23 protein-coding genes are annotated in these 13,559 nt (G+C 32.0%); 1 reads left to right on the top strand and 22 read right to left on the bottom strand.

Translation table 11 applies throughout. The annotated features are described in order from the left end of the window. Positions 1-12: 12 nt before the first annotated feature. Positions 13-924: an MraY family glycosyltransferase gene (locus METOK_RS04030; protein ID WP_013866952.1), complete on the top strand. Its 912-nt coding sequence runs from the start codon at positions 13-15 to the stop codon at positions 922-924. A 57-nt stretch (positions 925-981) separates the two neighbouring features. Here the strand turns inward: METOK_RS04030 and secY are convergent, their stop codons facing one another. The 22 genes from secY to METOK_RS03920 all read right to left on the bottom strand — a co-directional run bounded on the left by secY (position 982) and on the right by METOK_RS03920 (position 13,540). Next, positions 982-2,322, bottom strand: a complete 1,341-nt coding sequence (secY, locus tag METOK_RS04025) for a preprotein translocase subunit SecY (RefSeq protein ID WP_013866951.1) — start codon at positions 2,320-2,322, stop codon at positions 982-984. Positions 2,323-3,044: 722 nt separating this feature from the next. Then, positions 3,045-3,476: an uL15 family ribosomal protein gene (locus METOK_RS04020; RefSeq protein WP_013866950.1), complete on the bottom strand. Its 432-nt coding sequence runs from the start codon at positions 3,474-3,476 to the stop codon at positions 3,045-3,047. Positions 3,477-3,499: 23 nt separating this feature from the next. Then, positions 3,500-3,964, bottom strand: coding sequence for a 50S ribosomal protein L30 (locus METOK_RS04015; protein WP_013866949.1), 465 nt, complete (start codon positions 3,962-3,964; stop codon positions 3,500-3,502). 64 nt (positions 3,965-4,028) lie between these two features. Next, positions 4,029-4,694, bottom strand: a complete 666-nt coding sequence (locus METOK_RS04010; RefSeq protein ID WP_013866948.1) for a 30S ribosomal protein S5 — start codon at positions 4,692-4,694, stop codon at positions 4,029-4,031. 22 nt (positions 4,695-4,716) lie between these two features. Further along, entirely contained in the window at positions 4,717-5,301 is a 585-nt protein-coding gene (locus METOK_RS04005; protein WP_013866947.1) for a 50S ribosomal protein L18, read from the bottom strand. Between the two features lie 67 nt (positions 5,302-5,368). After that, positions 5,369-5,818 (bottom strand): 50S ribosomal protein L19e, encoded by a 450-nt coding sequence (locus tag METOK_RS04000; protein ID WP_013866946.1) that lies wholly within the window; start codon positions 5,816-5,818, stop codon positions 5,369-5,371. Between the two features lie 39 nt (positions 5,819-5,857). Then, the gene (locus METOK_RS03995) at positions 5,858-6,319 is read right to left on the bottom strand and encodes a 50S ribosomal protein L32e (protein WP_013866945.1); all 462 of its coding nucleotides are present in this window, start codon (positions 6,317-6,319) and stop codon (positions 5,858-5,860) included. A gap of 9 nt (positions 6,320-6,328) precedes the next feature. After that, a complete protein-coding gene (locus METOK_RS03990) occupies positions 6,329-6,877 on the bottom strand; it encodes a 50S ribosomal protein L6 (RefSeq protein WP_013866944.1) in 549 nt (182 codons plus the stop codon). Between the two features lie 78 nt (positions 6,878-6,955). Beyond that, a complete protein-coding gene (locus tag METOK_RS03985; RefSeq protein ID WP_013866943.1) occupies positions 6,956-7,348 on the bottom strand; it encodes a 30S ribosomal protein S8 in 393 nt (130 codons plus the stop codon). Between the two features lie 25 nt (positions 7,349-7,373). After that, a complete protein-coding gene (locus tag METOK_RS03980) occupies positions 7,374-7,535 on the bottom strand; it encodes a 30S ribosomal protein S14 (RefSeq protein WP_013866942.1) in 162 nt (53 codons plus the stop codon). A 163-nt stretch (positions 7,536-7,698) separates the two neighbouring features. Next, entirely contained in the window at positions 7,699-8,247 is a 549-nt protein-coding gene (locus METOK_RS03975) for a 50S ribosomal protein L5 (RefSeq protein ID WP_013866941.1), read from the bottom strand. Positions 8,248-8,369: 122 nt separating this feature from the next. After that, positions 8,370-9,113, bottom strand: a complete 744-nt coding sequence (locus tag METOK_RS03970; protein WP_013866940.1) for a 30S ribosomal protein S4e — start codon at positions 9,111-9,113, stop codon at positions 8,370-8,372. Between the two features lie 13 nt (positions 9,114-9,126). Then, on the bottom strand, positions 9,127-9,489 hold the full coding sequence (gene rplX, locus METOK_RS03965; protein ID WP_013866939.1) for a 50S ribosomal protein L24: 363 nt from the start codon (positions 9,487-9,489) through the stop codon (positions 9,127-9,129). Between the two features lie 49 nt (positions 9,490-9,538). Further along, a complete protein-coding gene (locus METOK_RS03960; protein WP_013866938.1) occupies positions 9,539-9,937 on the bottom strand; it encodes a 50S ribosomal protein L14 in 399 nt (132 codons plus the stop codon). Positions 9,938-9,946: 9 nt separating this feature from the next. Further along, positions 9,947-10,276 carry a 30S ribosomal protein S17 gene (locus tag METOK_RS03955; RefSeq protein ID WP_048057871.1) on the bottom strand — a complete coding sequence of 110 codons (330 nt, stop codon included), beginning with the start codon at positions 10,274-10,276 and terminating at the stop codon, positions 9,947-9,949. A gap of 186 nt (positions 10,277-10,462) precedes the next feature. After that, positions 10,463-10,753: a ribonuclease P protein component 1 gene (gene rnp1, locus METOK_RS03950; RefSeq protein WP_048058035.1), complete on the bottom strand. Its 291-nt coding sequence runs from the start codon at positions 10,751-10,753 to the stop codon at positions 10,463-10,465. A 196-nt stretch (positions 10,754-10,949) separates the two neighbouring features. Continuing rightward, entirely contained in the window at positions 10,950-11,258 is a 309-nt protein-coding gene (gene yciH, locus METOK_RS03945) for a stress response translation initiation inhibitor YciH (protein ID WP_013866935.1), read from the bottom strand. 149 nt (positions 11,259-11,407) lie between these two features. Then, positions 11,408-11,620 (bottom strand): 50S ribosomal protein L29, encoded by a 213-nt coding sequence (rpmC, locus tag METOK_RS03940; RefSeq protein WP_013866934.1) that lies wholly within the window; start codon positions 11,618-11,620, stop codon positions 11,408-11,410. Between the two features lie 23 nt (positions 11,621-11,643). After that, the gene (locus METOK_RS03935) at positions 11,644-12,303 is read right to left on the bottom strand and encodes a 30S ribosomal protein S3 (protein ID WP_013866933.1); all 660 of its coding nucleotides are present in this window, start codon (positions 12,301-12,303) and stop codon (positions 11,644-11,646) included. Positions 12,304-12,389: 86 nt separating this feature from the next. Continuing rightward, on the bottom strand, positions 12,390-12,851 hold the full coding sequence (locus METOK_RS03930; protein WP_013866932.1) for a 50S ribosomal protein L22: 462 nt from the start codon (positions 12,849-12,851) through the stop codon (positions 12,390-12,392). 106 nt (positions 12,852-12,957) lie between these two features. Next, on the bottom strand, positions 12,958-13,182 hold the full coding sequence (locus tag METOK_RS03925; RefSeq protein WP_013866931.1) for a hypothetical protein: 225 nt from the start codon (positions 13,180-13,182) through the stop codon (positions 12,958-12,960). Positions 13,183-13,270: 88 nt separating this feature from the next. After that, positions 13,271-13,540, bottom strand: coding sequence for an elongation factor 1-beta (locus METOK_RS03920; protein ID WP_013866930.1), 270 nt, complete (start codon positions 13,538-13,540; stop codon positions 13,271-13,273). Positions 13,541-13,559: the final 19 nt, after the last annotated feature.

Below are 13,559 nucleotides of genomic sequence, written 5' to 3'. Positions count from 1 at the left end.
AAGGGTGAAAAAATGCTTGAACATTGTTTAAATATTTATTTTTTAGGTGTTTTATGTTTATTATGTTTTATATGCTCATACATTTTCACAAGAATTTATATCTCTAAGATGATTAATTACAAATACGGTATTGATTTACACAAGAGAGAAAAAACCAAAGTGCCTGAAATGGGGGGAATTGTCCCTGTATCTTTAAGCGCTCTGATAATATCTATTTTTAACCCCATAATATCATCGGTTTTATTAATGTCTGGAATCATAGGCATATATGATGATTTATATAAATTATCTCCTTATAAAAAGCTTATACTGCTTGGATTAATTGGTATTCCCATAGGTTATTTATTATTTGGTTTTAACATATTTAAGATAATACTACTTGTTTTAGCCATATCGATATCTTCAAATCTAACAAATATGTTGGCTGGATTTAATGGATTAGAAATAGGTTTAGGTGTGATTTCAGCATTTTTTTTAGGTATTGTTTTGCTGTTAAATGGAGATTATTATGGTTTTGAGATTGTTATGATATTTTTATCGTCATATTTTGGATTTTTCATACTCAATAGATACCCTGCAAAGATATTCCCAGGGGATGTTGGGACATTATCTATTGGAGCATTTTTAGCTACAATAGCTATATGGAGAAATGTTATTTTAGAATTCATTATCATTATGCTACCATATATTATTGATGCTTTTCTGAAATATTATTCAGCAGGAGTCACTAAGAGAGAAAACCATACTCCAACAGTATTGGGAGAAGATGGGAAGCTCCATGTTAAAGGTGGCTATTTATCACTTCCCAGAATTATATTAAAGAAAAAACCTATGAAAGAGTATAATATTGTAATTGTATTGTGGAGTATATCTATATTTTTTGGGATATTGGCGGTTTTATTCAATAGAATAATTAATTATTAATTAATTTATTTATTTTTTTATTTTTAATTATTTTATTTTTATCAATCATTTCCTATCCTATTTTTTTAACAACTTTGCAAGTGCAGGATGCAACTCTGAAACCTGTTCTTGAACAAGCTGTTCATACATTCTATAAACTATGGAAACTGTAAGCAAAACCCCAGTTCCTCCACCAAGAGCTCCTGTGAAATTAGCACCTGCTGCAAGTAGTCCTATAAATACTGAGCTCATAACAGTAATAGGTTTTATATATCTTTTTAATCTCTGCTCTATAGATTTTGTGCTTTTTCTAAATCCTTTAATTGCCATGTCAAGACTTCCAAGTCTTTTTGCCATAGATTTTGCATCAAGACCTGATGTTTCAACCCAGAATATCCCAAAAATTACACAAAATACCATCATCATTATTGTGTAAAATATGGCATGTAATGGGTCAGAAATTACGCTTGTTAATCCATAAGGTGTGGAGAAATAATATGCTAAACCATCTGCTGCCCTACCATTTACATAATGTCCCAATATTGGGAATCCCATTTTTTCAAGGAACATGCCCCATAATTGGATATTTGCAAATAATGCTACTGTAAGAATAACAGGTAGGTTTGATACATATACAAATTTTATAGGGTATTTACCTACGGCACCTCTTACTCTTCCATGTGCAAGTGGAATCTCTACCCTCATACTTTCAGCATATACTACTATAAAGAATACCACTATTGTTCCCAGTATTGGCAGTATGAATTCCAATGCAGTTCCCAAAGAACCTTGCATAAGGGCATTGAAGAATTTCCACAGGTATCCATCTGGACCAAAAGTCCCTACGAATATTGTTTGGGAAACTCCCGCAGCAATGAAAAGACCAATACCTGAACCAATACCATACCTTGAAACTATCTCATCAAGATATATTAAGAGTATGGCTCCTATTGCCAATTGAAGAACCAATACCAACATTAGAAGTGGCGATAATGGACCAAATGCACCTGCACCAACAAACATTATGGCTTCTATGAAACACATAAATATTGCAAATAATTTTTGAAGTCCCTGAAACATTGCCCTATTGGTTGGAATGGATAAATCCAATTTTATAATTTCAGAGCCGACCAAAAGCTGCATGATAATTCCTGCGGTAACAATAGGCCCAATACCTAATGTAATCAATGTTCCCATTTTAGATGCAGTCACAGTTTGCCAGAATTCAAAGACTGGTGGAATCTGAGCTCCTCCTGTATATACATCAATTGTTCCCATAATAAAATACAATACAAGAACCATTCCTGTCCATTTCAACTTTTCTTTAAATGTTATGTCCCTTTCAGGTCTCTTCACTTCTGGGATATATTCAAGTATAGGTCTTATTTTATGAAGAAATTCCTCCAAATGTATCACCATGTATTTTTAATATTAAAAATAAGTGAAATTTACTCCCAAATATTTCTTATTATTATTTTAATGAGATATATAACAATTAATAAAGATTGTTGTTTATAAAATCATTAAATTTTAACTTATTAACTTATTTCGGCGAGAAGTCCCCTTCCGTAAGGGATTAAACAAAAATCCTTCGGATTTCGCTTACGAAGTAAGCGAGCAACAAAAACCGAAGGTTTTTCTAATTGTAGCCCTCCGCTTCGCTACGGGAGGATGAAAGCCGAAAATTATTTATATAACTATTCCCACAATATTTATTGCTACCGAAAAGAAAAGGTAGCCTAGGGCTGGGACAGTCCGAAGTGACGCCTGTGGAGACTACGGGTCGGAAGCAGGAAGCTCCGTCCGTAAGGTCGGGGTAGTTCACTATAAAGAAATTATCAACTTATTAATTTTTATTTTTTCGATTTTACCTTATTGGTTTATCTTTATTATTTTTATTTCATTATCATATTATAAATTTTATTTATCCCATCATCCATATACACGATTCCAAAACTATAAAACATAAAAAACATAACTATTGATAAAAAACTATAAAAAATAGGAATATTTATTAAAAAATATTATTATATTTAAATGCATTAAAATTGTTTTTAGATGTAAGATTTAGACTAACATCATCATATTTATTAAAAATAAGAAAGAGCAATAATATAATCAAAAGATTTGTTTTAATTGAATTACAATTCAACAAACTCTCCACCAGCAGATTCTATTTTTTCTTTTGCTCCTTCTGAGAATTCCACTGCTTTTATAATCATTGGACAGGATAATTTACCTTTTCCAAGAACTTTTTCATATTCAAATGCTGTTACATCAACAACAATTTTTCCATCTTCAACTTCAAATGCATCCTTGTTTTTGGATACTAATTCGTCAATATCTCCCAAGTTAATGGTATTTAATTTTTTAACCAAACTTGGATGTCTTTTAAATCCATATTTTCCAAAGTGGTCTGGCATGTATTTGACTATGTGAAGCCATTTGTGTTTATGACCTCCTGCCAAACCTCTACCTCCTCTATGACCTGCGCCTCTGTGCTTTTTAGCAGCACCGTATCCACAGGTTCTACTTCCTCTTAACTTTGTGATTTTTCTACTTTTTCTTATCATCCAATCACCTTAAATGTAATTGCTTACATCATTTTCTCTAATAATGTGTTTATCTCATCTCCTCTGTACCCCAGAGCTCCGCCTACTGAGAAAGGTCTTTTAATACCAGCTTTGTCATATCCCTTTCTTGGAGGGTGAAGTCTAAATACTGGTTTCAATGGAGTATTTTTTAAGAGGATTTCATCATTTACGATTTTTTCAGCTAACTCTTCTACTGATAAATCCATCAATTCCTTAACTTTTTCTTCATTTAGTCTTTTATTTCCGGGCAATCTTCCTCTTTTCAATATCAATTTTACAAGGGTATCTTTATCTATTTCACCGTAGGTAATATAATCCTTTACCTTATTTATCATACCTTTGTATGTCTCGGTGTTTGGAACTATTACACAGTGATTTACCCTATGTAATCTTAACATTTTAAGGGTATCTGCAATGTCTCCTCTGACACCTACGCTACCTCTAACCCTTACAACTGCGTAAGCCATGTTTCATCACCTATTTTATTAAAAATATTGGTAGAATATTATTTATTTATTAATTTATTATTAATTACAATACCTTACCTTCGTTAATTCCAAGTGTTTCTTTGTGTTCTGGCAGATATCTAACAAAATTCAAGTTTTTAAGTGCATCAAATGTAGCCATTGCAAAGTTGTATGTTGTTCTTGTGTCTCCAAATGTTTTTGTCCAGATATCTTTTATACCTGCAAGACCCAATACTGCCTTTGCAACATCTCCTGCCACTAAACCTACTCCCCTTGGTGCAGGTAATAACTCAATTTTTACACTTGCACAGGAACCTTTTGCAGTAAATGGAATTGAATGAGGTGCTCCACAACCGCATTCCCATGAACCGCATCCTAATCTTATTCTAATCAATGATAATTTTGCATGAGCAATAGCTTTTCTAATTGCAGGCCCTACTTCTTTTGCTTTACCCATTCCTACGCCAACATAACCGTTTTTATTTCCTACTGCAACGGTAGCTCTAAATCTTGCTCTTCTTCCTGATTTGTGCATTCTCTGAACAAGTGAAACATCTAAAACCTGTTCTGTAATATCAGGAAGTAATGCATCTACAATTTCAGGCTCTAATAGAGGAAGACCATTATCTAAAATATAATCCATATCAGTAATGGTCCCCTCTTTTACCATTTTTCCTACCTGGGTTTTAGGTTCCCAAGCTTCTACATTAAATCTTTTTTCAGCTGCCATGATTTCACCTTTATATCTCAAATTATAAACTGAGAACCTTCTCCTTTATTTCTTCAAAGTGTTCTGGCAAATTTTCAGGATTCAATCCTTTCTCTAAATACTTTGAAAACTGTTTTTTGTATTTTTCTTCATCTTCTTCTTTTAGGAGCTTGGCATATTGCTTTACATGAGAACCATTAATTCTCTCATCTTCTGGAAGAATGTCATCACTGTGTGGTATATCCATTCCTGCATCAACTGCTCCCTTCAATATAGCAAAAACAGCTGCTCCTTTTGTAGCACTTTGCAATCCTAAATCAAGAACTGCTTCTTCATAACCTTCTTTAAGTGCCTTTTTACCCAGTAAAAGTCCTGTTAAGTATGCAGCGGGTATGTTTCCACAGTGTCCTTTGTATCCCATTTTTACGAGCTCTCTTGAATGAGCTGAAACCAATATTTTATCTCCAATCTCGTCATAAGCTACAAGCTGAGCTACTATATTGTTTAAAGATTTTCTAACAACCAATCTTGGTTTTTTTGATAAAAGCAATTTTAATCTTAATCTATAATTCGTTTTTCCTTCCCTTCTTCTTCTAAAAGGGACCCTATATTTAGCACTATGTGCCATGATTATACCTCCTATATAATTTTAATATGGAATAAAGCGAATTTAAAAATCTAAAAAGATTTTTTATTTATTCCGCAAGAAGCCCATGGTCTTTCATATACATCTTCATGTGGTTTTTACTTCTGAATGCTCCACCTTTTGCCATTCTATATAATTTTCTATATGTGCTTCTTTCAATTGTTTCATCTTCCCTGAGCTCCTTTAACATACTTCTCAAAGGCCTTATGGTGTTTATCCATTTTCTTTTTTTAGGAGTTCTAGAGCCTTTTGCCCCTCTTCTTGAACCTGGGCCTTTTCTTTTACCTTTTCTTTTCTGTTCTTTTAATTTCTGAGTTCTAGCCCTGCTTATTCCTTTTTTCTGTTTTTTTACAATAATACCTTCTTTAATTAACATCCTGATGTCATCTTTGGTAATAGCCATTTTGACCTTATCCAAATTTTCAGGGTCAATCCATACTCTATCAATACCACAGTCCAGCACATCTGCGGCAATTCTCCTCTGGGTTGATATATCCATTATATCACCTAACATAAATAAATATATAAAATTATTATATTATTCTTCTGTTTCTTTTTCGGTTTCTTCTTTTATTTCCTCTTCTGAAACTTCCTTAGTAATATTTAAAAGTTCTTCCTGTTTCTCGTTGGAAATATTTAATAATCTGATACCTAATTCATTAGCTCTTTTTACTATTTCTATCTTTTTTCTTCTGCCAACAGTTGAAGCCACCCTAGCTCCTTGTGTTTCAGGATTTAATGCTTCCAACTCTTTTACATTATGGATGAGAACATCTTCTAAACCTGATGGATGCAATCCTCTTACAAGAGCCGGAGCTCTGTATCCTATCTTAACAATAGCTGGTCTGTGTTTCAACTGTTTTCTCATCCCACTGTGAAGTCCTATGGGTCTTCTCCAACTTGTGCCTATTCTTTTACACTTGAACCATTCCTGCCTTTTAAAGTCAGGTTTTTTTTGTTTCATTTTGAGTTTTAATCTCAATAACCTTTTTTTACTCATGAAACCACCTTATAACACTTTCCCTGCTTTTTCTACAATATAGATACCGTCTTGGAATACTCTGGTATCTCTTCCTTTAACTCTTGTTGCCTGTTCAATGTTTGCGGCGGTCTGTCCTGTTTTTTCTTTATCTATTCCGCTAACTATAATATCTTCACCGCTCACTTTGACATTCACTCCTTCCATAATTCTTGCTTTTCTTGGGTGTTTCTCACCTAAAAAGTTGTCTATAATTACTTCATTACCTTTAACACTAATTTTCATAGGGAAGTGAGCATATCTTATTTTCAATTTATATTCAAATCCATCAACTACGCCCTTTATCATGTTGTTGATGTGGGATGCAAATGTTCCGATAATTGCTGCCTGTTTTTTTCTTGGATATAAACTTTCAATAACTATTTTATTATCTTCTTTTTTAATGCTTACATTTGGGAAGGAAAGTGTTCTTTTAAGTTCTTTTCCGCCTGATTTAACAACAACTTCGTTGCCATTTATCTCAACAGAAACATTGTCAGGTATTTCAATCTCTTCCCTCATTATAGCGGCAACTGGCATAACCATACCTCCATTTATCGTGTTTAAATAATTATAATTTAACTTAGAATATCTATATAATATCTTAGAATATCTATCTTAGAAAATATATGATATCAATCTTCCACCCAAGCCTTGCTCCTTAGCTTCATCATGGGTCATTAATCCTTTTGGTGTGCTTACAATCAATAAACCAAAACCTTTTGCAGGCAAATATCTTTTTTCAAATTTCTCAAATTCATGCTTTTTAACAGCATATCTTGGCTTAACTGCTCCACATTTGTTTATATGTCCTGTCAGTTCTACTTTATAGATTCCTGCTTTACCATCTTCTATGTATTCAAAGTTTCCTATGTATCCCTTATCCTGCATAACTTTCAATACTCTTCCTATGAGTTTTGAGGCGGGCTTTATGTATGCCACATTCTTTCCCACTCTTTCACAGTTGGATAGATGGTTCAATGCATTCGCAAGTGGGTCCATTAGACTCATGTTGATACCTCCTTAATCCTTATCCTTAATCATATTTTTTAAATCCTAATTTTGGTGCTAATTCTCTAAAACACTGTCTGCATAAGTTCAATCCATATTTTCTAATGATTCCAGGTCCTTTCCTTCCACATCTTGAACATACCTTAGAACCGTATCCGTATTTTTTCTTATATGGTGCTTTTGTCATTTTTTTCGACCTCCAAGCAAAATCCGAAAGTTACTATATCCAGTATAATTATAAATATTACATCTATTTCGTTATTTTGCACTCGTTATTTAATTAAAATAAGTTATATATCGTAGAAACTTAACTTAATTTAATTATTAGTTTAATTAATTTAATTTATAAGTTATTCTTCCTCTACTACATCAACACCAAAGTTCAATTTTATGTATTCAATAGCTTCATCTTTTTTAACTTGGTGTTTTTCAGGAAGGCTGTTTCTTTTTACTTTTCTTCTTTTAACTCTGTATCCTGGTTTTTCAAAGGTTACACATACATCCATACCATAGATTCCGACATCTGGCTCATATTTTTGGCCTGGGAAGTCAATATGCTCTGGAATACCGAATGAAAAGTTTCCCCTTTTATCAAATGAATAGGAATATAATGTTTTCCCAGATGCTTTAAATGCTATAAATGCATTTTTTAAAAATTCTTCTGCTTTTTTTCCTCTCAATGTGACTTTTAAACCAATTGGAAGTTTTTTTCTAATACCAAATGCAGGGTTAGTTTGTTTAGCCAGTGTTCTTACAGGTTTTTGACCAGTAATTTCTTCAATAACTTTTGCACCGGTAAGCAACCTATCTCCACTTTCGCCTACACCCATATTGATGGTAACCTTCTCTATCTTAGGTTTTCTCATAGGCTGTTTTTCCCATGTTTCTTGGAATGTCATTTTTCCACCATGTTTAGTTATTCAATTACTTAAATTTATCTTTATGATTTGCTATTATTTGCTATCATTTACTCTTATCTCACTTAATTATCATTATATTATTAAGTATATTAATTATTAAATTATTCCTTTAATGATGGTAAAACAGGTTCTTCATCGCCAACTACAAATACATAGTCTTTAATGGTTTTAAACTGTTCTCCATCTTTTGTTTCAAGGGTAATAATATCAGGATATAATTTTCTCTTTTCTATTTCAATGATTTTTGCAAAATCTCCTGCGTGTTTTCCACCAGTAATATATGCCAATTTTCCTTCACCAAACTGGACATGACCTACTATTTCTTGTTCAGGGATTGAGATAAGAACACAATCTCCGGTTTTATAGATATCCTCTTCTGCCTTTGTAGCATCTGAAACCTTTACAATCTGGTTTCTACCATCATGAAGGTTTAATTGAATATGTCCGCCTTTAATCACAGTTTTATTTTTAATTTTGCATAATTTTACATCATTCTTATCTGTTTTCTTCAAGGTAATTCTACCTTTTTCATCAAGCAATACTAAAAAGTTTTCATTTGTATCAGGTATGGAAATTACATCCATTAATCCTGCTGGATATCTGTGTTCTTTTCTTTTTACGCCATCAACTAATATTTTACCCATTTTAATGATTTTTTTAGCTTCTCTTGCATTATCTGCATAGCCTAAAATATCCCTAACTATCAACAATAATGGCAATGAATTATCCATTGAATGTGGTCCTGGCAGAGCTCTGGTAGTAAATTTTTTAACTTTTCTTGGAAGTTGCCAATTTGTTGGAGCGGGTAATCTTTTTAGATGTCTTTTAGGTCCCTTACTTGCCATATTCGCACCTCAGTTATTCATTTTTTAAAAATTTAAATCTCCTTTCGTCTGAGTCATCCAATTTAACAATCATAACATTTGATGGATGAATTGGATATGGAGATTCTTTTCCATCCTGTTTTCTATTTACTGCTCCTTCTACATATATTTTGTAAGATTTATAATCAACTTTTGATACTTCTCCTTCTATATTTTTGAAGTTTCCTCTCATTATCTTTACAACATCTCCTTTTCTAACAGGAAGTGCATTTTTATTGTATTTTTCCTTTAACTCCTTTGAGAGCGTTGATGACATCAATCTATTTCTCAAATGATGTGGAGCGTTGTAAAGTGCTTTTCTTTGTTTCCTTGGCTGTTTTGAGTTTGTCAAAACCATATTATTCACCTTTTATTTTTACAACATATTTTATTATTAGTGAATTTTATTAGTGAATTATTTTAGCTAGCCTTGATACACCAGGCCATCTTTCAGCTGCCTCTTTTGCAACAGGTCCTTTTATTTCCGAACCTTTTGGATTTCCGTCTGGTGTTACAATTACCGCAGCATTATCTTCAAATTTAACTCTTGAACCATCTGGTCTTCTATATTCCTTTTTCTGTCTTATGATAATAGCAGGCAATACCTGTTTTCTCATTTCAGGCGTTCCTTTCTTAACAGAAACAAAAACCATGCTCCCTACTCCACCAGCAGGCAGTCTTCTAGTAACTCCTTTGTAGTTTTTAACTGCAATTACTTCAAGTTCTTTTGCCCCGGTGTTATCCGCACAGACTAGCCTAGCTCCATTTGGCAGAGCTCTTATTACTTTTGAACCAAATCCCTTCATGAAATCACCTTATTCTGTAAGTTCTGTTTTTTCAACAACTACAAATGACTTAGTTTTGCTTATAGGCCTGCACTCTGCAATTTTTACCTTATCTCCAACCTTTGCACCTATGCATGATGGATTGTGAGCAACCATTGTAGCTGTTCTTTTTTCGTATCTTTCATATTTTGGTATATAGCTTACAATCTCCCTTTTAATTACAACGGTATTGTGTCCTTTATCACTTACCACAATACCTTCAAATACCTGTCCTCTTACTGGCAAATTGCCATGGAATGGACAGTCTTTATCATTACATGTATTTTCAGGAGATTTAACATCAATTCCTATATTTCTCATAATAATACCTCCTAAATTTACTTCAAGTGCACATACCACATTAACGATTAAAATAAATATATATTTGCTTATTTATTTTTCGATAATAGTAAATGTGGCATATATGCAAGGTAGAAATAATATCAAACTTAATATAAGTTTTTATATGCCATTCTTTTCTTTGGGGACTTTAAAATAGATAATGAATTAGTATGGATAAATAGTTTTTATTTTCCTCTTCAATCTATCCTCTGGTCTTCCGATTAAAAGGCTTCCTATCACATCAACAGATTTATCTTTTAATTCAAATCTAAATACTGCAACATCCTTTGGAATTCTTATCTCTTTGCCACTGCCAAATCTTTCAATAATTAGGGTATTTCTTGTTTCATCAACAACTTTGCCTTTTATTCCAACCAGGGATAGATTTGGAGATTTTACAATCTCAACATTTAATCCAATTAATTCATGTCTCAATATATTTTGTGGAGTTATCATTTGGGTGTCCCCCGACCCATAAGGACATAAGGGTGTGCCAACAGGCATCCTTATTTCCTTGATTTTTATAATCTAAATATAATATTATGATATTAATAATTAATTACTTCATAATGTAATGATTATGTGGTATATAAAGATTATTATTAATATGATTTATCTTTTTTATTTTTTTATTAGTTTATCATATATATTTTTATCTAACTTCAATAGTATCCTTCGAGAATCCCATCTTTACCAGAGCTTCTTCAACTTTTCTCCTGTGGTCTCCCTGCAATTCAATGGAATCCTTTTTTACAGTTCCTCCACATGCACATATATCTTTTAATTTCTTTGCAAGGTCTTTTACATCAATTAAATCTGTATCAAAACCTTCAATTACAGTCATTAATTTTCCAAATCTTCTTTTTGCAACATATATTTTTATTTTTTGTTCTTCTTTTGCAATTTCTTCGCATACACATAATTCTTTTGGTAGCCCACATCTTGGACAAATTTCAGGCATTACTGCACCTCTTGGTTTAAATTAATCCTATTTCTTTTTTAATATATAATTTAACATATAATTGAAGTTAATTTAATAATAGATTGAAATAAATTATATTTATAAGTTTTGTTAAATTTTAATTTTTATTATTATAATAGTTATTTAGATTATGCCTCAGCTTCTCCTTTCTTCTCATTCATTATTGTATATATTCTTGCAATTGTCCTTTTTATCTCTTTAATCTTACCAGGATTTGATGGAGAGCCTCCAGTGGCTTTATTTGCATTTTCTTTCATGAGCTCCTTTTTCAACTCAGCTAATTTTTCATTCATTTCAGAAATATTCATTTCTCTTATATCACTAGCTTTTAATATAGCCATTTTCTATCACCTTTAATAATAATTTATTCTTCTGATACTTCTCCTACTACTGCTGCTGATTCATTTACTGCTACCTCTTGAACTTCCCCAGCACCGTCTCTTATAACAATTTCATCAGGTAATACAATCTCTGGGGGCATGATTTTTACAGTAACACCAATTATCCCAAGTTTTAATTTTGCAAGTTTATGTGCTTTTTTAACAAGAACTTCTGATGGTTCTCCGCAGTGTTTCATATATCCTTCCATGAATTTTTCTGTTCTTGACCTTTCACCAGTTAATTTTCCTGAGATAATTATAACAATACCTTTTGCACCTGCTCCCATAACCCTTCTAACTGCTGAGTGAGCAACTCTTCTGAAATGCATACCCCTTTCAAGAGATGAGGCTATTTTTTGGGCTACAACCTCTGGGTCTAAATCAGGATTTTGGATTTGTTTAACTTCAATTTGAGGATTTTCTACGCCATATTTATTTGCAATGGTTTCGGTTAATTCTTTTACCATTCTACCCTTTCTTCCAATTACAAAACCTGGTTTTTCAGCGAATACTGTTATTCTTGTTCCTACTGGTGTCTTTTTTATATCCATGTGGCTGTATCCTGCTCTTGGTAACTTGTTTTTGAGATACTCATCAACTAATGTTTCTACAACATTCTCTTTTACAAATGCTCTTTCAATCATTTATTTTCACCCATATATTAATTAGTTCTTAATCTTATTTCTTATTTTTATTTTATTCTCATTTTTTATTCTAATAGTTTATATTATTAATGGAATTCTTCCAATATTACTTGAATATGAACTGTTTCTTGGAATTTAGGTGATGCTCTACCAAATGCCCTTGGCATATATCTCTTTATTGTAAATCCTTTGTTTGAGGATATATGTTTTATTCTCAATTTGTCGGTGTTAAGCCCTTTGTATTCTGCATTTTTCTTTGCATTGTCGAGAACTTTCAATATTTCACTTGATGCTTTTTGTGGGAATCTTCCTGCTGTCCAACCATATTTTCCTTTTCTGTGAGGAACATCTTTTCCATGTCTTTTAAATGGAACAACCTGTTTCAACTCAATTACTCTATTTAAGTATGCAATAGCATCATTTAGCTTCATACCATTTATCTCTCTGCAAATTTCAACTGCATGCTTTCTTGAAATTCTTAGAGCTCTACCCATAGCTCTTGCGGTTTTGCTTGGGTCTGCTTCTACTTTATAATTTAACTTACTCATCGTTTATTCACCTTTTTTTCTTTTTTTTCTTTCTTATTTTTTTATTTAGGTAAATATATCTTAATTTTTATTTTTATTTTTATTTATTTAATAACTCTACTAAAAATTATGATTTTAATAGCTCAATGCCTATTTTTGCTATTAATTTGGTGGTGTTTATGTAGTGAATTTTCACATCACCAACTGTGTTTTTTAATAAGTAATTGGATTTTTTAGTCCCGACTTCCAAAATAGGTTTATCTTTATGATGAATATAAACAGAATATCCACTATCTTCAATACATTTGACAAATTCCTTCATTTGCTTAAACTTGTTTATATAGTTTATCATGCTATCATTAATAATATATATTATATTCCATCATAAAGATATATAATCATAATTAAATATTAAAAGAATAGATATTTAGTTAATATTATTAAACTAATGAAACCTCTACTGCCTCTACACTTTCTACATCGTCCAATTGAGATATTGCATTTTCAATAGGTTCTGTTCCGCCTTCCCTTTCTTCCATCTCTATAAGAACATATATTGCATATAAACCAAATGCCAATGGCTCATCAGATATATTTCTGCATATTGTATCCATTTTTTCTACGGTTTCTTTTACTTTTTTCTTTAAATTTTCTTTATCCACTTCTGGACTTACAGGCATTACTTTTAATTTCGCCATAACCTTTGCCATGCTTTTCACCCATTATTAT

Source organism: Methanothermococcus okinawensis IH1, assembly GCF_000179575.2.
In the GTDB taxonomy this organism is placed as follows: domain Archaea; phylum AGJL01; class Methanococci; order Methanococcales; family Methanococcaceae; genus Methanofervidicoccus; species Methanofervidicoccus okinawensis.
This window is presented reverse-complemented; position numbering and strand designations above follow the sequence as displayed.